A 24483-nucleotide genomic window follows, 5' to 3' on the forward strand; every position below is an offset into this window, starting at 1 on the left:
TCGGATTATGGTGGTTATCAAGTCATACGCCTAGACTTCAACCCAAACTCACTAATAGTGGGGCGCATATTTGTTTTCTCTGGGCATCATGTTCACCCTTGGTCGAAATTAGGTAGGTCTTAAAAGTTAAATTCTGAAAACCGTCTGACTTGGTCCCATTATCTCTGACCGCTGCCGAATAAAGATTCATATCAAGATTATCTGGCAACTAAATTTTGTATTGCATTGATAATATGATCGACCTCCTCAACTTATATCTAACCCTCGGTCCCTATTAATACCACTTTTCGAATAGTCTTTCCTTTAATATAGCTGGGTTTGTAGGGGAAAGGAAATGATAGAACTTGTATTAATTGTACTATTCACGAAATGGGTTGTAAAGGCATTTATGTCTTCTATGCTTATCCGTATTCAATAAAGCTATGAAACACGCAAAAAAACGACCACCCTTACCAGAGTGATCGACTAATCAAGTGTTTGATTATAGTGAGGCTGGTTAAGCCTAGTTTGAGTTTGCTTCTTCTGAGCTACTACTGACTGCTTCTTCCGCCACTTCTTGGCTGGCTTCAGCAAGGTCTTCTGCCTTTTCCTGGACAGTTTGAGCACCTTCTGCGACCGCGTCCTTGGCGTCATCGGCTACTTCTGCGTATGGCGATTGCCTATGTCGGGCTATACCGAAATATGCAGGATCTCGTAGACATTCATACCTTGAATTTGATCCGGCAAGTTTTGGAAGAAATAATATTCTGAGCATTCCCATTTATCGGGGTTATAGATTAATAAGCGGGCTGCGTCCTGGTCAGTGTCGCAGGAGAAGGTCAATTCCTGCATGGTGGCTGACTCTGGGATAGCTCTTTTGAGCTCTATGCAGTATCGCGCTGACAGGAAATCCTCACTTCTTTGGAAGGATAAGGGAACCCCAATGGGAATCTGTTGCCAGCCAAAAGACTTGAGAATGTTGTCGTAGAAGCCCTGCCAAATGAATTGGTTCATCCCCTCTACCCCACTCCACAAATAGAGGGGCGCGTATTGATTTACCTGGGCATCATGTTGGCCCTTGGTCGCAATCAGGTAGGCCTTAAAAATTAAATCCGGAAAACCATCTGTCTTAGTCCCATTCTCTCTGACCCGCTGCCGGATAAGATTCATATCAAAGTCATCTGGTAACTGAATTTTGTATTGCATTGATAACATGGTCGTTCACCTCAACTTATATCTAACCTTCGGTCCCTATTATTATATCGCTTCTCCAATAGTCTGTCATTTAATCTAGTTGGGTGCCCTAGTTGATAGTCAAGTCTTCCTAGTCAAAAAAATCGACCACCCTTACCAGAGTGGTCGACTAATCAAACGTTTGATTATAGTGAGGCTGACTAAGCCCGGTTTGAGTTTGCTGCTTGTGAGCTACTACTGACTGCTTCTTCCGCTACTTCTTGACTGCCTTCAGCAAGGTCTTCTGCCCTTGCTTGGATAGCTTGAACGCCATCTTGAGCAAGGTCCTTAGCCTCTTGAGCTAGCTCTTTTGCGTCCTCAGTCGCCTCTTGGCCTGCCTCAGCAAGATCTTCTGCCGTGTCTTCAGCCACATGTGCTGCTTCTTCTGCAGCTTCTTCGGCTACATCCTTGGCTTGATCAGCTGTATCCTCGGCTGCATCTTTGGCCTGCTCAGCACCGCCACTAATGGCGTCCTTGGCCGCCTCAATGCCTTGGCCTACTTTGCCTGTCACCGCAGCGATACCACTGCCAATCCCATCTTTGGCTTTTTCCAAGGTATGGGAGGCAAATTCGCCTGTGCTTTCAGCCATATGGGTTACATGATCTTGCAGACTGACAGAATCAGCTTCTTGCTTGGCTTGAGTCTTGACTTCAAGGACCTTGAGATTGACATCAATCACGCTAAGGCCTGTCATGTTCCGAATGACATCGATCACTAAATGCTTGATGTCATGATATAAATCAGAAACGTTTTTCTTATATTCTGCGATGACATTTAAGTCTACACGCGCCTTTTCCTTACCAAGCACTAGCTTGACGCCACTGGTAAACTTGTCGGTGTTGACAATCTTGCCCGCTATGTTAGAGAAGAAGCCACCGTCAACTGCCAAGAGGCCGTCAACATTGGCTAGCGCCTGTCCAATCTGCTTTTTGATCGCTTTGCGATTGTAAGACTTGCCAGCAGGACTTGGATTGAGTGTCTTATCTGATGTAGGTTGATTATTTGACATACCCTATCCCCTCTCTACTTTTATTTGCGAGTATTTTGAAGATACCAACCAGCTGCTGCGCCAGTTCCTACAAGCGCGACAACAAAGATGGTTCTGAAAAACCCGATATTCAAAATGACAGTTGCCAAGCCAAGGCCAATGGCCCCTCCGAGAATAGGATAGGGTAGGTTTTTGATTTTCTTCATCATAAGACTTACCCCTAGTTCTCTAAGTTTTCTTGTGGCTGAGCTTCAAATGCTTGAGCTTTTTGGCTAGTTCGCTCTGCTGCAGTATTCAATACCTTCACATTGAGATAAATATTATGGTTCAAGCCCAAGTAGGAATTGAGGCCATTAATAATTTCCTTTTGTAAAGCGTTTGTTCTATTGACAACGTCGACCCCTTGGTTAATGTCACCCTTAACGGTTACTTCACACTTTTTCTTGGTGAGTTTGACCTTAACTTTAGGAGAAGCCATGTAAGAGGCGGCTGCAATAGCCGACTTCACATGGCTTACGATCGCTGATTTTTTAAGTGTCAACCGTCCATTTGCCTCCGACAAGACCACTTGGGTGTAGTCTCGCGGATAGAACAAGATGACAAGTATCGCAATGAGTGTCGCAATGGTCAGGACGAGAGATAACCAGAAGATTGCCTGGTTATAGTAGTACCCGAATGAAGACAGTTTGTTGAGGTACTCTCCTATCCAATCAAGATTGACATAGGACTGATTACGATACAAGTTAATCAAAAATAGAACAAGCGGTGGAATACACAGTAAGATGAGCAGAGATTTTTTAATTCGTGACATGATAGTCTCCCTATACTCTATTTAATGTTATGTACCTGCTTGAGTTTCCTATCGGTTGCTTAAGCCTTTTTGCCAAGTAGTGCAGATACGACTGCTACGACAACTACGGCACCTAATACAGATGGGATTAAAGCCATACCTGCAAGGCTAGGACCCCAAGACCCGAGGAAAAATTGACCAACAGAAGAACCTACTAAACCAGCAAGTACGTTAGCCACGATCCCCATTGAACCGCGTTTTTTAGTGAGGCTACCGGCTACTAAACCGATCAAGCCACCTACGATAATAGACCAGATCATGATATTGCTCCTTTCGTTCAGAATTGAAATGTAAGGACTAATTTCCGCCTTACATCTTCAACCTTATCACAGAGAACTTTACAAATCAAGTTCAATATTCTTGTTCACTCTTTACCATTTTGACAACATTAGATTCTAAAATTTGAAACTAATTTAATTAATTTCACAAGTTGATACACCAAAAATCAAGCTACAGCTCATAATTCGATTGCCTTTATATTAGTTTATATGACATATTTACTTATATCGTTCTAATGGTCGTTTGATTTTTATGTGAAATCAAATTAGAAAAAATCAGTCTTAGGACCGATTTTTAGCTAAAGCACTTTCCAATCAAAATTTTCTGTGCTATACTAAGGTCATCAAATGAAAAGGAGGACATTAAGATGTCTGATTTATTGAAAGATTTGTCTAAAAAAGCTGGCGAATTTGGCGAAAAAGCCATGGATGTAGCTGGTGATGTCTTTGAAAAAACCAAAGAAGTAGCAGGTAACGCATTCGAAACAGCTAAAGATGTAGCGGGCGATGTTGTTGAAAAAGCTAAAGAACTTGGTGGCGCAGCTAAAGACAAAGCTGAAGACGTTGCAGATGCTGCAGCTGACAAAGCTGAAGACGCTAAAGACGCAGCAGCTGATGTTGCTGAAGCGGCAGCTGACAAGGCTGAAGACGCTAAAGACGCGGCTGGCGAGGCATTACAAAACGCTGGCGAAGAACTCGAAAACTAATTCGATTTCGCAAAATAAAAGAGAGGCACTCTGCCTCTCTTTTTTTGTATGAATTAGCTGAATGATTGCTTCATATAGCCTATCGCTTGCCCCACTCCCTATGCCTGGCTCTCTTCTTTCCTTGCTGTCAACCCGCGCAAGGCCAGAAAAACTAGCATTGAGATCAGCGTGAAGGCTATCCAGGTCTTACTAATGCCGATCAGATCTGACAGGTAGCCGTTGACGGTTAGGAGCAGACTGGACATGAGGGCTTGTAAGGAATAGAAGGAAGAGACAAGCGAGGTCCGCAGGTGATCCTGCTTGATGAGCTTTTCGTGGATATAGGTGATAATCATCGTCCCATTAATGCCTACTAAAAAGACGTGGAAGAGGAATAAATAAAGGAAGACCGGCAGATAGAAGCTGATTACCAGGAGGGTCACCACATCTAGCAGGAGGACCCGGTCAATTAAGGCCACCATATCCAGCTTCTTCTTCAAGAGAACCTTGCTGAGGAAGAGGTTAGATAGAATGGTGGAGACCCCTATCCCGATGATATAATAGCCCACGATGTATTCCTGCACGGCATCCCCCAGGATGACCTGCCACTGGTTAGAAGGTCCTAGGTCCAAGACGGCCGGGATAGAAAACATGATGAAGTAGAGCAGGATGCGGCTGTCTTTGAGCGCTTCTAATAGGTTGACCACGGTTTCTCGGTAGACCTGCTTAATCTGGCCCCAGTGGTTCTGACGCGGGCGCGGCTTGAAGACATTGGGCACCAGCTGCACATAGACCAATAAGCCAATCAAGATGGCCGATGCCACATAGAATGGAATGGCCGGGTTGTCTTTGCCCAGTAACTGCGCGCCAACAAAGCCGGACAAGAGGCCGAAGAATGGACCGATGATTTTTAGGTTAGAAAATACTTGCGCGATATCGTAAGGCGCATTGGCTTCCTTGATTTCATTGACAATCCAAGACTGCAGGGTCCCAGAGCTGAGGGAGACGGCTAAGCCGGTTAAGACAGCCGTCAGGATCAAGACGACAAGGTTGCGGGTCCCTGCCATGAAGAATAGGCCAATGGCCCGCAGGAGAAAGGACAGGGACATGACCCGCTTCTCCCCGATAGAATCGACCAAGATCCCACTGGGAATCTCGGCGACCATGGTGGTAGCCGTAAAGGTAGCTAAGAGCAGGCCAATCTCGGTCATGGTGTAGCCTAGGTAGATCAAGAGCAGGTAGGTCAAGGAGACAAACATCTGCTCCGCGATGGTCTCCACCGTCATAATCAAATAAAAATTCTTAATTTTCCAATTCATGGGCTGCCTCCGTCTGAGGCGCTTGCCCTACTTGGGGATTGAGCTGGTAAGACTTACCGTAGTTATCCCGGATCAGAAACTTGTAATCCACCAGATATCTCCGCATGGTCGCGAAATCCTCGTAGACTTCCTTGATCCGTTCATTGAGCTCAGGTTCGGTGAATTCCTGGGCATATTGCTGCAAGTGTTGATAGATATATTGAAAGACTTCTAGTCTATTTTTTTGTTTGCGCGGCAGGACATAGAACCTACCATCTCTCATATAGCGCGAAATACTCTCTTCAACCATGCTTTGGCCTCCTCTGTTTTCAATAAAATGCTACTTGTCTCTATTCTATATGGCATTCTGCTAGATGGCAAGGGAGAGCGACAGTTGCCAGAAGCTAGAGCTAAATTTTTGCGCTAGAAAATAGCCACCGCTAGGTGGCTATTTGTTTTGTATTAGCTTAGCAACTGGTTGACCCTATCCTGCACGGTCTGATAATCATACCCCGCTTCAGTCAGCTCTCTAACCCGATCTTCCCCATTGCCATACTCGCCCCGAATCACATCCCAGGCTACCGCAGTAATGAGGTCGTCACTTGGTGTGGTGTCTTCCGATGATGCGGGGGCTGGCTCCTGACTACCCTGATCATACCTTGGTCTGGCGTAACCCGCAATGGCCTCATGGTTCCAGTCATAGTAGGCGCGAGCTACACGGCCGTTGTAATTGCCTTCTAGGGTGCTAATGGAACCATCTGCTTGGACTCGCTCGACAATGCCAATGTGGTCGACAGGTCCGCCATCAAAATTGAAGATGACAATGTCTCCTGCTTGGGGCCAATCTTGCCCTAGCCAGATGCCTTGTTCCTGGAACCAGGCTAGGTGGCGTGGGACACCGCACTCTCGGCCGATTAGATGGCTGATGCCTGCTTCATCTCCACATACGGTGACAAAAATATCGCACCAGTCGTCTCCGTATTGGACTTGGTAGCCTACAGGGATAGGACTGACTGAATTGTAGGCGTCTACCATAGCGAGGTGGTCGTCCGACCATTGACTGGTGCCTAGGTAACTCTGGGCAACTCTGATCAGTTTATCGGCCTGTCCCATGGTCGTCACCGCCCTTCTTCCAATAGTCTAGGCTGGACTTCTGAATGAGTGCGCCTAGGAAGACAGCGACTAGGTTAATGGTGGCCACTAGTTGACTGGTAGGCGCCCAGGCATAGAGGTCGCCCAAGCCTGAAGCTAGGACGGCCAAGGCGGGCAGGAAGATTAGTACTAGCCATTTGAGCGCATCATAATATCGGTTTTCTAAGTTCATTTACTTACTTCCTTTCTTCTAGTAGGGTCTCAATCTTGGTTATGCGCAGATCCATTGAAGCTAGGCGGTCGTCGATGGTCTTGACCACTAGCTTATTCGCCTCAATCTCTAGCTGCATCTCATCTATGCGGAGGATGAGGCTCTGGATGGCAGTAATGAGGTTGACTAGCTTGCTAATCAGGGTGATCACTGCCACCGTTGCCGATGCCAAGCCTCCAATTTCTAATAAGCTCATCCGGCTCATCTCCTCTCTTTATATATGAATAAGGGACCCGCTCCACGGGTCCCCTGCACCTACGGTGCTTGTTAGTTCTCTGCCTTGTAGATTTCTTCTACGGATCGTGTCACCATGTTGGCGTTCTTGGCGCTAGCATATTGGTCGACGCTGTCCTTCTCGAAGATGTTCTTGGCCACGATGGTCTCCATAGCGGACTTAACCGTGTTGGCATCTAAGTTGTCCTTGGCGTGGGCTAGACTGATCTTCTTGGACTTGCCGTCGGCTGCCTTGAAGTTGAGGTCTAGCTTCTTGGTTGTTTTGACTTCTGCCATTGTGGGTGGCTCCTTTCTTCTAATTTAGTGAGTAGTTGCTAGGCCTAGTTGTAGGCGTAGACTTCAGTGACTTTGGTTTCAGTGATTGGGTGCTTAACCAGTGTCCCCACTGCATCGCGCACCGCCGTCACATCTTCAGTAGAGGCGTTAGCCACCACATGACCTAGGCTGACGTTCTCCTTCTTCTTGTTCTCGTCGATAGAGGTCATTTGGAGGGTGCCCTTAACGAATGATCGTGCCATTGTAATTCGCTCCTTTGCTTTGATTTGTAGCTACATATATAAATAGGGTCTGAGCGCCCCCTTTCTACGTGCTCACTTAGGCACTACTTGTCTTTTTCTAAAAGAATTATCGTGAGCCTGGCCTGGTTCCTTGCAAAGCTCCCAGTTTTCTGACCTATTCCTTAGTTTCTGACCGAGCCAGTGGGCCACTAGCTCATGGCAAAACCCCGGTTCCTGCCCTTTTCCTCAGTTCCCGGCCTAGCCAGTGGTCCACTCTCCAAAGTGGGCCACTAGCTCCTGACAAAACCCCGGTTTCTGCCCTTTTCCTTAGTTCCCGGCCCAGCCAGTGGTCCACTCGAAAAAGTGGTCCACTAGCTCCTAACAAAACCCCGATTTCCTGCCCTTTTCCTCGGTTTCTGTCCGAGCCAGTGGTCCACTCGAAAGAGTGGACCACTAGCTCCTACCAAAACCCCGGTTTTCTGCCCTTTTCCTCAGTTTCCGGCCCAGCCAGTGGTCCACTCGACGGAGTGGACCACTGGCTCCTAACTTTTCTCCTGATTCCAGCCTAAGCCCACACAAAAAAGCCTTCCCATCAGGGAAGGCTTTTGCTTCTATGCTAATCTACTGATTTCAGGGCTTCTAGCATGTCGACTTGGCGGAGTTGGCGGTCTACTAGCCAGCCCAGGGCGGTCAGGATCAGAAGAATGGCCACAACTGGGGTCAGGTAGACGGTCCAGGCGACATTTTGGTTGAATTGGACGAAGTCAGCGCTAATACGATTCAGCAAGTAGCGGTGTAGGACCCAGCCGCCAGCCAAGCCTAGTAGGATGCCGACTAGGGACAGGGCTACGGTCTCACGGTAAATGTAGCGGGTGACTTCGCGATTGTGGAAGCCCAGAACCTTAATGGTCGACAGCTCCCGAATCCGCTCGGCCACATTAATCGTCGTCAGATTATAGAGGATGACGGCGGCCAGCATGACGGACACCAGGGTCAGAATCTGCATGACCAGGGCCAGGGAATCGACTGTCACCTGGATTTGGTGGCGGATGCCGCTGTTTTGGATGACTGAACGCACGCCGTTCAAATCCATAAAGCGGGCGCTGACCTTAGCCAGGTCGCCTTTGGCTTCAGGCGTCAGCCGGACCAAATGGGCGTTGGCTGCCCAGGCTTTGCCATAGGCGGCCTCATAGGCGGTCCGGCTTAGGTAGACACTGTGGCCGGCATAAAGCTCCACAATGCCTGCCACCGTTACACTGACCGGCTGACCGTCGGGGTCTTCCAGGGTCAGGCGGTCGCCCACCTTGAGTCCGGCCTTTTCCGCCATTTTCTGGCTAATCAGGGCGCCCTGGTCGGGCAGTTCCAAGCGCTTATGGCTATAAGCATCATAGAAATTCATGAGCTGGCCAAAGCCACCAGCAGGCGCCACCATAATGGTCACTTCCTGCTGGTCCTTGAAGCCAGGCAAGTGCTGGCGACCCGTTTGCAGCTGAATGTCCAGGGTCTGCGCCAGGTCATCCTGGGCCAGGGCAGAGGCCAAGTCGCTTTCCTGGGAGGCATTGACGTGCGGCTGACGGGCCACAATCAGGTCATAACCCACCAGTTGGTCAAATTGCCGCTCGGTGATGCCGGCGAAGGACGAGGAAATGCCCAGGCCCGCGAAGAGCAAGGCCACCGAGCCGGCCACCCCCAGGATGGTCATGAGCATGCGTTGCTTGTAGCGGAAGATGTTGCGGGCCGTCACCTTCTGGGTGAAGGTCAAGCGGCGCCAGAACCAGGTCACCCGCTCCAGCAAGATGCGGCTGCCACGCGCTGGTGGCTTAGGTAACAGGAGCTGGGCTGGCGTTTCAGCCAGTTCGCGCCGGGCCACCCACCAGATAGGCAGCAGGCTGGACAGGAAGGACAGGCCCAGGGCCAGAGCCGCAAGCGGCCAGTAGAAATGCAGTTGAATGGGCGGATAGGTCGAAGTGGCAAAGAGGGTATGGCCCAAGACATAAGGCAGGCCATAGGTCCCGGCCACAATGCCCAAGACAGCCCCTAGGCCACTAGACAGGAGGCCATAGAGCAGGAATTTGGCTAGGATGTCGCCAGGGCCATAGCCCAGGGCTTGCAGGAGTCCGGCCTTCAGCCGCTCCTCGCTAATAAAGCGGGTCATGGTGGTTAAAGTCACTAGGGCGGCTACTAGGTAGAGCACCACGGGGAAGACATTGCCCACATTGGCCATGCCCTCGGTCCGCAGCTTGCTGGTATAGAACTCGATGTCGCCCGGATAATTCTGGCGACTGTAAACCCGGTACTTAGGCGTCACCAGACCGGCCAGGGCATCTTGGGCCCGGTCAAGGTCGGCCTGACCCTCCTTGATGGCGGCTTGGGCCTCCGCTTCCTTGCTGGCAAATTCAGCCTGCTGGTCATCCAGCTCCTGGCGGGCAGAGGCCAGAGCTTCCTGGCCACTGCTGATTTCCTGGCTGGCCGACTCCAGGGCCTGGGCCCCGGCTTGGGCCGCCGCCGACTGACTGTCGAACTGGGCCTGACCGGCTTGGTATTGGCTCAAGCCGGCTTGATAGTTGGCAGCCTGGCTGTCATATTGGGCCTGACCCGTGGCCAGGGCCGCGACGCCTGCTTGGTAGCGGGCCAGCCCTTCTTGGTAGCTAGTAGTGGCGGCCTGCCACTGGGCTTGGCCGGCTTGAAGTTGGCTTTGGGCGCTGGCCAGGGTCTGGGCTTCTTGAGCTAGGGCCTGGCGGGCGGTCTCAATGTCTGGCATGGTGTCCGGGTCCTGGCCGGCTTGGCGCAGGGCTTCTTCTTGGGCGGCCAGGGCCTGCTGACCGGCGGCTAGTTTGGCTTGGCCGTCAGCCAAGGCCTGGCTCTGGCTTGCTAGCGTCTCAGCCTGGCTGTCCAGTTGGCTCTTGGCGGCGTCCAACTGGGTCTTAGCTTGGGCCAGCTCCTGGGACTTGGCCGTCAAATTGGCCTGGCCGCTGGTCAAGGCGGCTGCCCCGCTATCCAGTTGGGCCTTGGCCTGGGCTAAGGCGGCTTGGGCGCTAGCTAGCTGGCCTTGGCCCTGGGTCAAAGTCTCATCCTGGCTAGCCCATTGGCTGGCCGCTTGGTCCAAGGCAGACGACTGGTCCGCCCACTGGCTTTCAGCTGAAGCTAGCTGGCTGGAGCCTGATGCCAGGGCCTCTGAGGCCGAATCCATATCGGCCTGGCCCTGATCGATTTGGCTGTGGACCTGGGATTGGACTTGGGCCAAACGGGCGGCGCCGTTATCGGCTAAGATGGCCTCCAAGTCAGCCTGGTGCTGGTCCACCAATTCCCAGTAGCGGGCCTGGTAGGCGTTGAGCCCGGCCAAATCCTCATAGCGCAGGCGGGCAATAGTGTAGACCGGACTGTCAAAGTCCTGGGCCGCCACCACCCCGTAGCCAGCCAGGGTCCCGCTGCCGGCCGTGGAAGGACCGAAGAGGACCTGGTTGCCCAGCTCGCCCGAGTTGACGAAGCCCGTAATGGTGAAAGTCGTCTGCCTGAGCATGGCCTTGGCATTGCCGGACTCCTTGAGCTTGACGGTGTCGCCTAGCTGAAAGCGGCCTTGCAGGCTACTTAAAAGGGCAATTTCCCCCGAGGCTTGAGGCAGGCGGCCGGCTACTAAATGATAGTGGGCCAAGTCCTGGGTCAGGCTGAAGATCCGCCAGGCTTCAGGCGTCTGGTCCAGCACTACGTCGGTCAGATAGCCCCCTTCGACCTGAGCACCCGACAGTTGGGCCAGCTCCTCCATGTCTTCTTGGGACAAGCCGTAGTCGGACAGGACGGTCAAGTCCTGAACCCGCAAGCCTTCTAGGTAGGCGCTGGCAGTCTGGGTAATGTCCGGCGGCGCTGCCTGCAAGCCTACCAGGGCAAAGGACCCCAGCATCATGAGGCAGACGATGGATAGGAAGCGCCCCTTGGTCTGACCAAGGCTACGCCAGAATTCTTTGAAAAGTGTTGACTTGGTCATGGGCTGACCTCCTTATGGATCGAGATGTTAGTTAAATTTTTTGCGGGGTGGCTGACAGGTTCATGGCGCTGGCTCGGCTGACACAAGGCGCTGGCTCGGCTGGCTCAAAGCTCGCCCGACTGGCACAAGTTGCTGGCTCGGCAGGCACGCAGCGCACGGCTGGCTCAAGTTGCTTGCATGGCAGGAACAAAGCTCGCGCCCGGCAGACACAAGTTGCTGGCCAGCAGGCAGGCAGCGCCCCGCTCCACAGAGCCAGTCGCCAGCTCTTTTGCACCCATCTTCTAGTACTCCAAGTCCCCAATATGCTGCGACTGGTCGTTGACCGTGATCGACTGAATTTGGGCGTCATGTAGACGAATGACCCGGTCGGCGATAGGCGCTAGGGCACCGTTATGGGTGACGATAATGACCGTGGCCCCCTCCTGGCGGGACATGTCCTGAAGAATCTGCAGGACCTGCTTGCCGGTCTGGTAGTCCAGGGCGCCAGTCGGCTCGTCACAGAGCAGGAGTTTGGGCTTCTTGGCCAGGGCGCGGGCGATAGAGACCCTTTGCTGCTCGCCCCCTGATAGCTGGGCCGGAAAATTATCCAGTCGGTGGCTGAGGCCGACGGCGGCTAGGGCTTGAGCTGGGTCCATGGCATGGGGCACGATTTCCGCGGCCAGCTCGACATTTTCCAGGGCGGTCAGATTGGGCACCAGATTATAAAACTGGAAGACAAAGCCCACGTCATAGCGGCGGTAGTCGGTCCGCTGGTGGCTGGTGTAGTCGGCGATGTTCTGGCCGTCAATCCAAATCTCCCCCTGGCTGGCCGTGTCCATGCCCCCCAGAATGTTGAGTAGCGTCGACTTGCCGGCGCCGGAAGCTCCCAGTATAATGACCAGCTCGCCCTGCTGGATGTCAAAATTCAGGTCTTTGTTAGCTGTAATTTGCCCCTGACCCGATGGAAAAAACTTAGAACAATCTTTTACTTCAATATAGGCCATGCGGTCACGTCCTTTCTCCTGCCTGAGGCGGTTAAATTGACAGGTGTTGATTTATGTCTGCTTTTATTATAGAATAGATGAAAAGCTAAGACAATGAGCAAAAATCAACAGAGTGTCTATTTAAGGAGGGCCTATGACTCAAAAACGCCAAACCCAAACCAAAACGGTCATCAAAACGGCCCTAACCCAGCTCCTGCAGGAAGTAGGCTTCGAGCAGCTGACCGTCCGCCAACTCTGCCAGCGGGCCGGCATTAACCGCGGTACCTTCTACCTGCACTACCAGGACAAGTTCGACCTTATGGAGCAACTCAAGGAAGAGACCCTGAGCCAGCTGCGCACCTTCTTCATTGAAAATCAGGAGCACGATGTCCACCTGGTGCTAGTCCTGGAGTATATTAAGGAAAATTACGACTTCATCTACGCCCTCTCCCAGAGCAACTACCTCAACTTCAAGGCCACCATCCGCGAATTCATGCTGCAACTCTTCCAGCGCGAAGACCCAGCCGATTTACAGGCCTTTCTAGGCCGCAACTTCCCTATTAGCCAAAAGTACGCCCTGGAATGCGTCCTCAGCTTAGTCGAAGGCATCATCAACCTCTGGGTCAGCAGCGGCGCCAAAGAATCCCCCCAAGAAATCCGCGATATCTTTGCAAAAGTGCTAGACTTTACTAACTGGTAAAGGGGTTGGTGGCGAGCTAGTGGTCCACTCGACGGAGTGGACCACTGGCTCCAGCTTTTTCTACCTTTTTGGGGGCTAGAGGCCGCTTTCGTGGCGCGCCAGTGGTCCACTCGACGGAGTGGACCACTGGCTCCAGCTTTTTCTGCCTTTTTGGGTGCTGGAGGCTTTCGTGGCGCGCTAGTGGTCCACTCGACGGAGTGGACCACTAGCTCCAGCTTTTTCTGACTTTTTGGGGGCTGGAGGCTACTTTCGTGGCGCGCTAGTGGTCCACTCGTCCGAGTGGACCACTGGCTTTGGCGGAATCTATCTTTTTAGGAGGCCAGCGCCCCGCTCCCTTTTTCCAAAACACAAAAGAAGCCCTGCCACTAGAATGGCAGGGCTGTTTGCTGTTAACGGGAGTGTTTGCGGTGTTCGGTGTAGGCGATCCAGATGCCGGATACGATTAGGAGGCCGATGATGAAGAGGGAAAGGATTGAGGAGGCTTCACCAGTGCTTGGGAGGCGGCGGCCATTACGGTCATAGCGAACGCCTGGCTCTTTAGACTCCTTAGTTGCTTGGCTGGCTGCGGAGCTTTGGCTCGTAGCTGAAGATTGGTTGGCGGCTGGAGCTTGGCTCGCAGCAGAAGATTGGCTAGCACTTGAAGCCTGGCTCGCAGCAGAAGATTGGCTAGCTGCTGATGACTGGCTTGCGGCAGCACCTTGGTTGTTGCCGGAAGTTTGGTTGGCGCCTGATGCTTGGTTGGCAGCTGGTGCCTTGCTTTCTTGGCTTTGGCTATCGGCAGCCTGACTAGACTGGCTAGCTTGACTAGACTGCCCTGCTTGCCCGGCCGCCACTGCGGTCAGCACATAGTTAGAGCGGTAGACCTTGAAGGTGCCCAGGTTAGTTTGCACCTCTTCCTTGGCGTCTGGGTTGATTTGGCCAACTTGTTGAGCTTGGCTGGCGTCGACTTTGTAGTCGGGATGGGCTTTGACGAAAGCTTGGGCCGCCATATCGAAGGGAGACTGGCTGGTCTCGCTGTTAACCAGGTAGTGGCTAGTTTCGGAGACTGCTTGTTTGTCATCTTGAACCTTAACCGTCATCAGTTGGGCGTCTAGAACAGGGTTTTTCTTAGGCAACTCTGTCACCGCGTAAGTCTTAGGTTCTTGGGCTTCCTCTACTGGCAGGCTGTCGGCAGCTTCCAAGACAAAGTTGGCTTCAAAAGTATGGCCGTCAAACTCGCCCTTGTCTGTGACATAGTGCTTCTTAGCCGTATCAGTCTTGATATTCTGAGGGACGCGCTCAATCTTATAAGTGCCCTTAAGCAAGTCATAGATTTGGTTAAAGGTCACGTCTCCTGTATTGACGCTGGTATAGTAGAGGGTCTTGTGGACCTTGCCGTCCTTGTCGACTAAATGAATCTTGACTAGCCCCTTCTCGAAAGCTGTCTCGTCCGCCTTAGGCATGAGGTTGACAACGGATAAGGTCTCTTGCGCTTGGGCAACCGGCACTGGTGCCAATGGCAAAGCCAGGCTCACGGCTGCTAATAATGTAATACTCTTTTTAATAATTGCTTTCATGGTAGGTCTCTCCTTTTTTTTCTTGACTATAGTATAAGCCTTGGGCCAGCAAAATGGGGCAAAGTCATCAAAATCGATTAAAAATCATCGAATTTGATGTTTTATGAGAAAAACCCTCAGAAAAGTTATCTGGGGGTTTAGAAGTATAATAAATTAATAAGCTTATTACTTATTTAGCACAAAAGTGTCGTAGACTTGTAGACCATATTGCTCAATAAGGTTAATTAAGCTTTGAGCATAGTCAGGTGCCTCTGCATAGCCGCCGGCATGAATATTACGTAAGGTACTTCGATAATCCCGGTTACCAGCTACACCACGATAATGCTGAAGGAATTCAAAACGGTGCTTAAAGCCCTCCTCAACACTCGCATAGCGTCTAAGACTACCGTTGCTGTCCATAACACCAAAGTAATTATTCTTATAGATAGCACCAGGAGAGCTACCCCATGCCGACTCAATAATAGCTTGTCCCAATGTCACAGAAGGTAAAATTTTATATTGATCCCAACCATTTACTGCAGCGGGAGTAATCTTGTTAAGGAATTGCTTCTGCGCACCACTTAAGGCTTGATAATAGCGACTTGTGAGACGAGGTAGGCTGCTTGTTGTTGGACTAGGCTTAGGATTAGAAGTAGCTGACTGACTCTTGACTTTCAAAACTTGGCCAGGATGAATCATGACATTGGCTGAGCTATATCCATTGAGCTTCAAAAGCTCATCTACTGACATTCCAAATTGGTTAGCAATCTTCCAGAAGGAATCGCCTGATTGAATGGTATAAGTACTTGCTTCTTGATTTTTAGGCTCGTCTTTTTTGCTTTCATCCTTCTTAACTTCATCTTTTTGCTTAGGCGTATCCTTACTTACTTGAGGGCGGCTAACAATGATCTTCTGCCCAGGATGCAACATCACATTTAGTGAAGCAAAATTATTCCATTTCATTAATTCATCTAGCGTAATTCTATAGCGCTGAGAAATTCGCCATAGGGAATCGCCACTTTGAATGATATATTCTTGAGGATTGCCTGGCTGTTGAGCTTTTGTTTCTGGCTCAGTCTTCGCTGCTTCTTTTGAAGCAGATACTTTAATTAACTGACCTGGATGCAGCATGACGTTGGTATTCGCAAATCCATTCAACTTAAGTAATTCATCGAGTGTTAAGCCAAACTTGTTAGCAATCAGCCACAAGGAGTCACCTGATTTAATGGTATAATGACGTTCAACATTTCCCGGTGAACGAAGACTCACTTTTCCACTCTCTGTATTTGTCTCATCCTTTGTTAGAGACTCTGATTCACTGTTAGCGGCCTTGCTTACTTCAGATTCCACTCCAGAGATCTCTTGCTCACTTACATCTAGTGATTCTTTAGAGCTACTACTAATCACGTCAGAAGCTGATAAGCCTTGTTCGCTGATACTTGTCATAGATCCGGATAACTCTTCAAGAGAGGCAGGAGCTAACTCATTTTCTGATGGCCGATAATCGCTAGATTCAGCTATGGAGTTCTGAGACGATACGCTATTAGCCTCATTGGCATGTACGATCCCTTGATGAAAGCATAAAGAAAATGCTGCGACTAAGGTAAATTTGAATATTTTATTCTGCATACTTACTGACAACCTTTCTATCACGTTCATAAGTCTATCTTCTTAACCGGCGTTTTTCTGCCAAGACGATTAAGAAACCAATCAGCGTTAATCCAAGGGATAGAATTGAGATAATTCCAATATGGACTTCACCTGTATTTGGTAACTGTCTGCCAATCTTGTTGCTTGGTGTGGTCGCAGCTACTGGAGCTGGGCTTTGGGCTGGTTTGTTAGCTTTCTCAGACTGACTATCTTTCTTAGCCAGATTAGTTGGAGTGTCAACCTTCTTACTTGGAGATTGACTAACTTCTTTCTTAACTGTATCAATCTTCTCTTCTTTCTTGCTTGGAGCTGGTTTTTCTGCCTTATTGTCTTTGGCTTGCGCAGATGAAGTCGCTTCTTGACTTTGGCTTGCTTGGTTACTTACGTTTGTAGCTGATGATTGAGCTGCTGGCTCAGCTGCTGCTACTTGAGGCTTGGCAGCTTGGACCGCTGTTAAGACATAGTGGCTACGGAAGACATTAACAGTCCCTAGACTTGTAAGGACTTCCTCTAGTTGCTGACGGTTAACGCTACCTTGTAGCTGAGCGGTTTGCGCGTCCACTTGGTACTCAGGGTGCTCCTTGGTAAAGGTAGCTGCCGCTAAGTCAACTGGAGATTCTGTGCTATCACTATTAATTAAGTAATGGGTGGTAGCTAAGTCAGTCCCTGCTTGGTCCTTAACATCTACTGTCACTAATTGTTCATAGAATAGGTCTGCTCCTTTTTCTTCCAATACGGTAACAGGATAGATAACAGGTTCTTCAGCTTTTTCAACTGGAACTTGATCTGGGTTCTTAAGAACAAAATTAGCTGCTAAGTAACTTCCATAGAACTCGCCATGATCCGTCACATAATTCTTGAGATGGGTATCTGTTTGCACGTTTTGTGGTGCTAATTCAATGTCATAACTTGACCCTAGCAAGCTAGCAACTTGGCCCAAGGTAATATCCACCGTGTTGAAGCTAGTGTAATAGAGCGACTTATGAACGACATTATCGGCACCTACTAAGTTAATCTTGACTAAGGCATTGCGCCCGATTCTTGGCGTTGCATCTTTGGGTACAAGACTCACAACTGGTAATACATTAGGCTGTTCTTGGGCCTGGGCTTGCACAACTGGCAAACCCATCCCCACAAGAGCCGCTAAGGCCATTAGCTTATGAACAACTTTTTTCATGATAATATCCTCCTAGAACATTGGATTATTGAATAATCCGACGAGCAAAATTTGGCATATAGCTGGGCGTCATATTCGAAATCTTAACAACTTGGCCTGGATAAGGAGCATGAATATATTGCTTACCACCTAAATAGATGGAGACATGCTCGGTGCCACCACGAGGACCATAGAAGAAGAGGTCACCTGGTTTTGCGTCTTTGATTGCAACTTCAGTCCCTTTACTTTCTTGAGTAACTGTCCATGTCGTAATATCAATGCCCAAGGCTTCCTTGAATACATAGCCGACAAAACCTGAACAGTCAAAGCCGCTTGGTGTCTTACCGCCAAAAACGTATGGTACACCTAAATACTTCTTAGCTACTTCAATGACTTTCTGACGTCTAGCATCCAAAGTTGATGGTGTAGTAGGTTGCGGTTTTGCTGGCGCTGGGGTTGCCTTGCCAGAATTACCAGAGCCCTTCTTAACGATAATTTGTTGTCCTGGATGAATCATATCACGATATGAGCTGAAGCCATTCCATTTAACCAAATCGTCAAGCGTCACTCCGTAACGTTGTGATAACAGCCAGAGAGAATCACCTGATTGAATGGTATGAGTAGTGTCAGGTGTATAATTATTGCTTCCACTTGCTGGATTATTGTCATTAGATGGTGTACTAGTAGCAGGCTTGCCTGGTTTCACAACTAGCTTATCCCCCGGATGGATCATTGTGCTTAATGATGAGAAGTTGTTATATTTAAGCAGCTCGTCCAAGGTAATCTTATAGAGGTTCGCGATTGCCCATAGAGAGTCTCCTGATTTTACTTGGTGATACTGTGCCGCCTCCCCGCGAGACTTGAAGCCAGTGTAGCCTTTATCTTCTTTTTCTTTCTTGTCTGCTTGTTTGGCTTCTTCATTAGCTTCTTTCTTCGCATCTTCCTTAGCTTCTTGACTTGAAGCTGGCTCCGATACTTTGTCTTCATTGGTAGTAGGTTTCGCTTCGGCTTCGGAAGATTCTTGGACCTTAGTTTCTTCTGTCTTCTTATCGTCTGGTACTTTCTTATCCTCTGGCGCTTTTTCTTCGGCCACACTCCCTAGCTTAGCAGCTGGGGCTGCTTCAACTTTTGCTGTCTCTGGAGCTTTAGGCACTTGACTTACAGTTGACTCAATAGGTTGTACTTTTTCGACTAATTCAACAGCAGGTGTTGATTGAGCTTCGGTTACTTCCTCTGCCTTGACTGCTTGTTCTGTTGCTAAAATTGCTACTAATGCTGCACCACATAAAAATAATTTCTTGTTCATTTTGTTTTCTCCTCTATATTTATTTTAGCTATAATATGAAATGTTAAATGTATGTCCCGTAGTATCCCCCATCTCCACATCTTTTAACTAGTACTAGTCTCATTCCGCCATATTTAGTTGGCGGATAGTTCTTAAAGATTCTTCGATATGGCATCTTAAAAAATGATGTATATCCAACTTCATTTTCTGTATTAGGATGATTCAACTCATGAGCTGATATGTTACTTACAGCTAACAGTTGAAGCCCCAACAATGCGAGTAGTACTGTTTTTTTCATTGTCATAATCACTCCTTGTTCTTTGGCTAAATTAACTATATAATAGAACTATAAAAAATTGTTCGAAGTCTTCAAAATCGATGTTGAAATCATCATTTTCGATTGCAAAACATCAAAAGCGATGTTCAAAACATCATTTTCGATGACAAGTCATCATTTTCGACGTTTTGTCCATCATTTTCGATGACTACTCGTCTTTTTCGATAGTTTTTTCATCATTTTCGATGACTTATTATTAGATTATTCAATGGAGGTAGCGACTCTATGGAGCTTCTTATCAATCTAAGTGAATCTTACCACACACTAATCGGTATATTTGCTCAGCGAAATCCTCTTAAAAATTGGCCTATGTCCTTTTTTTATAGCATGGCAGTAATTTTGATTTCTTATTCATTTTCTATCTTTGGTTTCCCTACCTATGTTTCGCAGCTAGTTATATTTGTTGTTTTGCTGACTGGCGCCCTAATCGAGCCTAGTGATGATAAGACCAATGCCATGGTAAAAGCGACCATTTTTGCTACGCTCCCCTATATCAACCTCAAACTCGATGGTTTTATTCAGGACTTCTTTCTCTCAAATATCCAGATAGAATCTATCGAAACTGAGCTTATCGTTTCTCACATCATCTCGCTCATTCTTATTATCTTGTTGACTCGCCTTGAAATGTCCTTTTATAAGTATTGTCAGAACCAGTTCAATCGGCTCAGTTTCTGGATTATCCCGATTCAGCTTTCTCTTTACTTCTTCTTTATTTATAGCGATTTGGCCCTAACCATTACCGAAATGTATGACGCAAGTCCAGCTCAGACGCTTCTTCATTTCAGCCCCTTCGTGGTCTTGCCTATCTTATCTATTTTATCCATTGTTTTCTTCAACCATGCTATGAACCAATCCCAAGAAGTCGCCCGCGAGAAGGAGCAATTCAAGGTGAGTCAGGCCTTCTCTAGCATGATGGCGGATCAATACCAGGAAATGCGCAAGTTTCGTCATGACTATAAGAACATCCTCTTGACCCTGGAAGGCTATATTCGCGACCAGGAATGGCAGGGGCTGGCGGATTATTTCCATCAACATATCCAACCCACCCAAGTCATGACCGACCAGCTAGGCCTAGAACTCAGTCGTCTGTCTAAGATTCAGAGTCCGGATGTCCGCAATCTGCTCTTCACCAAGTTGGCCTTTGCCGGGACTAATGGCATGGACCTCAATATTGAAGTGCCGGATGACGTCCACCTCAATGTCGCGCGCAACCCTATCTACTTGGTTCGCATTATCGGGATTCTGTTGGACAATGCCATCGAAGCCTTAAGCAATCAGGAGGGCGGCAAGCTGGCCCTGGCGGTCTTCGAAGATGATGGCGATGTTCACCTTATTATTGAAAATGACTGCCAAGAAGACCCAGGTGACCTCAACAAGCTCCTGGAAGCCGGCTACTCTAGCAAGGGTAGCGGCCGGGGGTTGGGCCTGAGCAACGCCTTAGAATTAGCGCGAGAAAGTCAGTTCCAACTGACTACTCAATTTGCTAACGAACGCTTCACCCAACATTTACTCATTCGGAAGGAGTTGCTAGTCCCATGACAGACTTCAAATTCCCCATCTATATTTGCGAGGACAACCCCAAGCAGCGTCAGTGGCTAGCGGATCTGATTGAACGCTATGTCATGATTGAAGATTATCCTATGGAGCTAGCCTGTGTGACGGGTGACCCGGACAAGCTCTTGAATAGTTGGACCGATCGGCGAGGAAATGCCATCTTCTTCCTGGATATTGACTTACAAGATGAGCTTACTGGTATGGATATTGCGCGGCAGATTCGCCAATATGACGACGGTGCTAAAATTATTTTCGTTACGACCAAGGAAGACTACCTGCCCCTGTCCCTGCGTTATAAGGTTCAGGCTTTGGATTTCATTCCTAAGGATGATATGGACGACATGGCCCAACGCGTCAAGGAGTGCCTGGACACTATCAACAACTGGCGCAGTCTCAATGGCCAAGCTAAGCAAGTCTTTACTTTCAAGCAAGGTAAGAGCCAAATTAGCCTCAGCTACGACAAGATTCGCTTCTTCGCCACCCTGCCCCAGGCTCATACCGTTGAAGTGGTCGCTGTCAATGCCCGCTATCAGTTCTACCATTCGATGAAAGAACTAGTCGATGAGTTGGCTGAACCCTTCATGGCCATTAGCCGCTCTGAAATTGTTAACCTGGACAAGGTGGTCAGCTACAATCCCATGCTGCACACCCTAACCGTGGAAGGCGGCTATTCCCTAGGTATCGCCCAACGCCAGTACGGCCGCGTCATCCGCGCCCTCAAGGTACGGAATATCAAGCCCCAACTTCTCTAGGCAAATAAAGCAAAAGCACTGCACCCGCCAAGGGGCGCAGTGCTTTTTGTGTGGGGCGGATGGGGGTTGGTGCCTTGTTTTGGGGCGAGCCAGTGGTCCACTGGCTTCCCGGAAAAAGGCGGAAATCAGGCAAAAACCCCGAAATACCATGAGCTAGTGGTCCACTTTCAAGAGTGGACCACTAGCTTCCCGGAAAATGTCAGAATTCCGGCAAATTCCCCGAAAAAGCGCGAGCTAGTGGGCCACTTTTTAGAGTGGTCCACTGGCTACCCGGAAAAAGGCAGAAATCCGGTAAAAGCCCAGAAAAAGCCTGAGCTAGTGGTCCACTCTGGAGAGTGGACCACTGGCTTCCTAGAAAAAGGCAGAATTCCGGCAAAAGTCCCGAAAAAGCTTGAGCTAGTGGTCCACTTTTTAGAGTGGACCACTAGCTTCCCGGAAAATGGCAGAATTCCGGCAAAAACCCCGAAATGGCGTGAGCTAGTGGTCCACTAACTCACGCTATATAGAAGCAGCTACCCCTCCCCTTTCAACAGACCCTTCAAATCCCAGAGCTTGGTGGCTAGGCGAGTGCGGCGGTCGTCGTAGGAGCTGAGGCTGATGCCGAGTTGGCGGGCTTTGGCGGTGTCGGTCAGGCGCGGATCTAACAAGAAAGTCAGAAAGTCTGCCTCTTTATCAGACAGGCGCGACCGAGCAAGAGCTAAGAAGGCCTCCGCCCCCTGACTAGTCTCCTGGGCCCCGGCCTGCTGGGCTTGCCAGGCACCCGTCTCGCTCCGCTTCAAATCCTGGGCCAGCAAATCAGCCACCAGCTCCGAATCGGCCTCAACCCCGCCACCATTTGCCAATAGACCTAAAGGTTCGCGACTGCGCCGGCGGCTAGCGGCCTGGGCCAAATCCCAGAGATAGTAGCGCAGGGCCGGCTTGACATAGCCAACGAAGCGGCTGCGACTCTCTTCCTCTAGGGGATGGCCCTTAAATTTCTGGGCCAGGTCCCAGAGCTTGAGGTAGAGTTCCTGATAGAAGTCCTCATAGTCGGGATGGCCGCGGTAGTAACCTTGTGAATGTAATACATAGTGTATGACCCCACCATACTGTTCGACGAGCGCTGTCTGATCCAGCGTCTGGTCTTGTGTCAGCATGGTTTCACCTCTTGGGGCGCCGCCAGTCTGCCCACACTCCCCATCCCGATTTCACCCTAAGGGATGAGGCCAAGCCTAGGCAAAGCTGGCTGGGCGCCATGATAATTGTGCTTAATCAGTCACCTATTGGGCAGCCTCCTGTGTTAAACTAAGACTGACCCCACTAGTTCGACTGAACAACCGCTTGTTGACGCAGGCGGTTGTTTTCTTTTCTTTTGTCTGAAAAGTCCGTCGGCTTGGAGCGACGGGACCTGATTTCCCCTCCTCATAGTGGATGCCGAGGGTGCGCTAGGCCTTACTGGCCTGCTGGCAGATGGTGCTAATATAGGCAAAGGGCTTCTTGGCCTGGCGACGATGAGCCTGCTCGATGGCCTCGATGACGGGCCAGTAGCCGATCTTATCCAGCCAGTTCCGGAATTGCAGGCTTTCTGCCCCAGTCATGGGGCCAAAGTAGCGCTCATAAAAGGGCCGCAGCTTGGCCATGTCGCGCTCCACCCGGACAAATTGGTCCATGGTCTGCTGGCTGACGCCCGCCTGGGACTGATCTGTCTGACTAATCGGGGAATGAGCCTGGGCTAGGGTCTGGCTGAAGCTAGCCTGGGACTGACCTGTCTGACTAATCGGGGACTGGGCTCGGGCTAGGGTCTGGCTGACTCCTGACGGCTTGTTACTAGCCTTCTTGGTCAGGGACTGGGCCTGGGTCAGCAGCTGACTGGCACTCTGACTGGGGAGGCTAATAGCCTGGCCAAAGGGTTGAGTACTGGCGGCGCTGTCCAAGCTAATCATTGGCAGGCCTATGGCTGATTCGCTGTCGCGTCCCTTTGTCAGGTCTGGATCAGCCATGAGCTGACTGGCTAGTGATTTGCCCCCCGAATCAAGGTCCAGCTTGGACGCTGAATTATGATTCTGATTCTGTTTGTGATTATGACTCTGATTCTCTTTATGAATCTGATTGTCTTTCTGATTAGGATCTTGATTATGAAGGTCACTGGTGCTTAGGCGGCTGGTAGCGACATCAGTCTCCTGACTGTCACTAAGCAGCTGGGTCCCCTGGCTCAAACGACTGACCCCTTCCCCCTCACTGCCCAACTCCTGGCGGCGCTTAAGTTCGGTGGCTAGGACCTCCTGGGACAGCTGGTCAATCAGGCGGTGGCTATGCTCATAATAACTGGCTAGGTGCTGGAAGACCTTGACCAGGAGTTGGCTATCGCGGACATCTTCGGCCTGGTTGCGCAGCAGGCGTTCGACCGGCTGGCCGCCTTTGACTAGGCTATAAGTGAGAAAGTCCAGAATGGCCACTTCCTGGGTCTGGTCGGAATAGGCGATGACCTGATAATCGTCTTGGAAACGAGCCAGGAGTTGCCCCACCTGAGCATCGTCCAGACTCATATCAAAGGCAATGACCCGCTTGGGCAGGGAATAGATACCCAGCTGTGTCGAACGCGGACAGGTCATGAGATATAAGGCAAAGAGCTTGTCCTGGGAGGAATAGCGCTCCATAACGTCTACTTGATTCCAGAAGCGGGTGTCGACGACGCGTTTGAGGCTCATAGGTCCTGCCCCTCTCTCTCATTGCAGGCTTGGATGGCCTGACGCAGGGCACTGGCGGGTTGCCATTTGGCCCAGAAATCCAGGGCGGCTTGCTTGTCGCCTTGGCGAATCATGTCGAAGCGACTGACCTCGAACTGGAGTTTGAAGTCGCGTTGGGCTTGGTGGAAGAGTCGGTAGCGCAGCCCTTCATTGAGATAGGCTGGGGCTTGCGGTCCGCCCAACCAGTCCCTCAGGCACTGACGGCGAATAGAGGCCAAACCTTCGGCGACGGCCGGTAGAATGACAGGTTCTGGCCGGCTCTCTAGGGCGGGACGGTCACTGGCCAATTTCATGAGGGCCGCTAGGACCGTTTGGACATCTTGTGGTGACAGAGAATTTGCTTTGTTTGTATTTTTCTTAACATTCGTTGCCATAAGTATTCCCCCTATAGGTGACAACTGTGCTTGCTATCGAGCGCTAGCCGCTTGGCTAGTTGA

At 49.9% G+C, this 24483-nt stretch carries 27 protein-coding genes; 5 read left to right on the forward strand and 22 right to left on the reverse strand.

The features are described from left to right. Positions 1–37: 37 nt before the first annotated feature. From Q0339_RS09090 to Q0339_RS02410, 6 genes are all read right to left on the reverse strand, one after another. Positions 38–208, reverse strand: a complete 171-nt coding sequence (locus Q0339_RS09090; protein WP_366517270.1) for a DUF4865 family protein — start codon at positions 206–208, stop codon at positions 38–40. Between the two features lie 461 nt (positions 209–669). Further along, complete coding sequence (locus tag Q0339_RS02390; protein WP_291429317.1) at positions 670–1194, reverse strand: DUF4865 family protein; 525 nt, start codon at positions 1192–1194, stop codon at positions 670–672. Between the two features lie 179 nt (positions 1195–1373). After that, positions 1374–2222 (reverse strand): Asp23/Gls24 family envelope stress response protein, encoded by an 849-nt coding sequence (locus tag Q0339_RS02395; RefSeq protein ID WP_298077187.1) that lies wholly within the window; start codon positions 2220–2222, stop codon positions 1374–1376. A gap of 20 nt (positions 2223–2242) precedes the next feature. Continuing rightward, a complete protein-coding gene (locus Q0339_RS02400) occupies positions 2243–2410 on the reverse strand; it encodes a DUF2273 domain-containing protein (protein ID WP_298077188.1) in 168 nt (55 codons plus the stop codon). An 11-nt stretch (positions 2411–2421) separates the two neighbouring features. Continuing rightward, positions 2422–3012: an alkaline shock response membrane anchor protein AmaP gene (gene amaP, locus Q0339_RS02405; RefSeq protein ID WP_298077189.1), complete on the reverse strand. Its 591-nt coding sequence runs from the start codon at positions 3010–3012 to the stop codon at positions 2422–2424. 59 nt (positions 3013–3071) lie between these two features. Further along, entirely contained in the window at positions 3072–3311 is a 240-nt protein-coding gene (locus Q0339_RS02410; protein ID WP_023391812.1) for a GlsB/YeaQ/YmgE family stress response membrane protein, read from the reverse strand. A 386-nt stretch (positions 3312–3697) separates the two neighbouring features. Here Q0339_RS02410 and Q0339_RS02415 point away from each other — a divergent pair, with 386 nt between their 5' ends. After that, entirely contained in the window at positions 3698–4036 is a 339-nt protein-coding gene (locus Q0339_RS02415) for a hypothetical protein (protein ID WP_298077190.1), read from the forward strand. Between the two features lie 98 nt (positions 4037–4134). Here Q0339_RS02415 and Q0339_RS02420 read toward each other — a convergent pair whose 3' ends face one another. From Q0339_RS02420 to Q0339_RS02460, 9 genes are all read right to left on the reverse strand, one after another. Further along, positions 4135–5334 (reverse strand): MFS transporter, encoded by a 1200-nt coding sequence (locus tag Q0339_RS02420; protein ID WP_298077191.1) that lies wholly within the window; start codon positions 5332–5334, stop codon positions 4135–4137. Then, the gene (locus Q0339_RS02425) at positions 5318–5623 is read right to left on the reverse strand and encodes a DUF2087 domain-containing protein (protein WP_298077192.1); all 306 of its coding nucleotides are present in this window, start codon (positions 5621–5623) and stop codon (positions 5318–5320) included. The genes Q0339_RS02420 and Q0339_RS02425 overlap by 17 nt, the downstream gene beginning before the upstream one ends. Positions 5624–5775: 152 nt before the next feature. Next, positions 5776–6426, reverse strand: a complete 651-nt coding sequence (locus tag Q0339_RS02430) for a CHAP domain-containing protein (RefSeq protein ID WP_298077247.1) — start codon at positions 6424–6426, stop codon at positions 5776–5778. Continuing rightward, positions 6410–6637, reverse strand: a complete 228-nt coding sequence (locus Q0339_RS02435; protein ID WP_298077193.1) for a phage holin — start codon at positions 6635–6637, stop codon at positions 6410–6412. Before Q0339_RS02435 ends, Q0339_RS02430 begins: the two co-directional genes overlap by 17 nt. 4 nt (positions 6638–6641) lie before the next feature. Next, complete coding sequence (locus tag Q0339_RS02440; protein WP_023391806.1) at positions 6642–6872, reverse strand: hypothetical protein; 231 nt, start codon at positions 6870–6872, stop codon at positions 6642–6644. A gap of 71 nt (positions 6873–6943) precedes the next feature. Then, a complete protein-coding gene (locus tag Q0339_RS02445; RefSeq protein ID WP_291432591.1) occupies positions 6944–7186 on the reverse strand; it encodes a DUF2922 domain-containing protein in 243 nt (80 codons plus the stop codon). Positions 7187–7230: 44 nt separating this feature from the next. Then, positions 7231–7428, reverse strand: coding sequence for a hypothetical protein (locus Q0339_RS02450; protein ID WP_298077195.1), 198 nt, complete (start codon positions 7426–7428; stop codon positions 7231–7233). Between the two features lie 595 nt (positions 7429–8023). Continuing rightward, positions 8024–11389, reverse strand: a complete 3366-nt coding sequence (locus tag Q0339_RS02455) for an FtsX-like permease family protein (RefSeq protein WP_298077197.1) — start codon at positions 11387–11389, stop codon at positions 8024–8026. A 281-nt stretch (positions 11390–11670) separates the two neighbouring features. Next, positions 11671–12372 carry an ABC transporter ATP-binding protein gene (locus Q0339_RS02460; protein ID WP_298077198.1) on the reverse strand — a complete coding sequence of 234 codons (702 nt, stop codon included), beginning with the start codon at positions 12370–12372 and terminating at the stop codon, positions 11671–11673. A 133-nt stretch (positions 12373–12505) separates the two neighbouring features. On the opposite strand from Q0339_RS02460, the gene Q0339_RS02465 reads away from it, so the two are divergent. Beyond that, positions 12506–13051, forward strand: a complete 546-nt coding sequence (locus Q0339_RS02465; RefSeq protein ID WP_298077199.1) for a TetR/AcrR family transcriptional regulator — start codon at positions 12506–12508, stop codon at positions 13049–13051. 389 nt (positions 13052–13440) lie between these two features. Here the strand turns inward: Q0339_RS02465 and Q0339_RS02470 are convergent, their stop codons facing one another. From Q0339_RS02470 to Q0339_RS02485, 4 genes are all read right to left on the reverse strand, one after another. Further along, positions 13441–14607 (reverse strand): LPXTG cell wall anchor domain-containing protein, encoded by a 1167-nt coding sequence (locus Q0339_RS02470; RefSeq protein WP_298077201.1) that lies wholly within the window; start codon positions 14605–14607, stop codon positions 13441–13443. A 165-nt stretch (positions 14608–14772) separates the two neighbouring features. Beyond that, positions 14773–16245 carry a LysM peptidoglycan-binding domain-containing protein gene (locus tag Q0339_RS02475; protein WP_298077203.1) on the reverse strand — a complete coding sequence of 491 codons (1473 nt, stop codon included), beginning with the start codon at positions 16243–16245 and terminating at the stop codon, positions 14773–14775. Positions 16246–16249: 4 nt separating this feature from the next. Next, positions 16250–17413 (reverse strand): hypothetical protein, encoded by a 1164-nt coding sequence (locus Q0339_RS02480; RefSeq protein ID WP_298077204.1) that lies wholly within the window; start codon positions 17411–17413, stop codon positions 16250–16252. 25 nt (positions 17414–17438) lie between these two features. Continuing rightward, on the reverse strand, positions 17439–18698 hold the full coding sequence (locus Q0339_RS02485; RefSeq protein WP_298077205.1) for a LysM peptidoglycan-binding domain-containing protein: 1260 nt from the start codon (positions 18696–18698) through the stop codon (positions 17439–17441). Between the two features lie 643 nt (positions 18699–19341). On the opposite strand from Q0339_RS02485, the gene Q0339_RS02490 reads away from it, so the two are divergent. From Q0339_RS02490 to Q0339_RS02500, 3 genes are read left to right on the forward strand one after another with little or no spacing between them, the layout of a single operon-like run. Beyond that, on the forward strand, positions 19342–20553 hold the full coding sequence (locus Q0339_RS02490; protein ID WP_298077206.1) for a GHKL domain-containing protein: 1212 nt from the start codon (positions 19342–19344) through the stop codon (positions 20551–20553). Beyond that, positions 20550–21320 carry a response regulator transcription factor gene (locus Q0339_RS02495; protein WP_298077207.1) on the forward strand — a complete coding sequence of 257 codons (771 nt, stop codon included), beginning with the start codon at positions 20550–20552 and terminating at the stop codon, positions 21318–21320. Before Q0339_RS02490 ends, Q0339_RS02495 begins: the two co-directional genes overlap by 4 nt. A gap of 48 nt (positions 21321–21368) precedes the next feature. Beyond that, positions 21369–21812 (forward strand): hypothetical protein, encoded by a 444-nt coding sequence (locus tag Q0339_RS02500; protein ID WP_298077208.1) that lies wholly within the window; start codon positions 21369–21371, stop codon positions 21810–21812. Between the two features lie 20 nt (positions 21813–21832). On the opposite strand, the gene Q0339_RS02505 is transcribed toward Q0339_RS02500, so the two are convergent. The 3 genes from Q0339_RS02505 to Q0339_RS02515 all read right to left on the reverse strand — a co-directional run bounded on the left by Q0339_RS02505 (position 21833) and on the right by Q0339_RS02515 (position 24420). Continuing rightward, positions 21833–22456: a hypothetical protein gene (locus tag Q0339_RS02505; RefSeq protein WP_298077209.1), complete on the reverse strand. Its 624-nt coding sequence runs from the start codon at positions 22454–22456 to the stop codon at positions 21833–21835. Between the two features lie 288 nt (positions 22457–22744). Next, on the reverse strand, positions 22745–24007 hold the full coding sequence (locus tag Q0339_RS02510; protein WP_298077210.1) for a hypothetical protein: 1263 nt from the start codon (positions 24005–24007) through the stop codon (positions 22745–22747). After that, positions 24004–24420, reverse strand: a complete 417-nt coding sequence (locus Q0339_RS02515) for an ORF6C domain-containing protein (RefSeq protein ID WP_298077211.1) — start codon at positions 24418–24420, stop codon at positions 24004–24006. Before Q0339_RS02515 ends, Q0339_RS02510 begins: the two co-directional genes overlap by 4 nt. Between the last annotated feature and the right edge of the window lie 63 nt (positions 24421–24483).

Origin of the sequence: uncultured Abiotrophia sp., from assembly GCF_938010525.1 — a bacterium.
Taxonomy (GTDB): domain Bacteria; phylum Bacillota; class Bacilli; order Lactobacillales; family Aerococcaceae; genus Abiotrophia.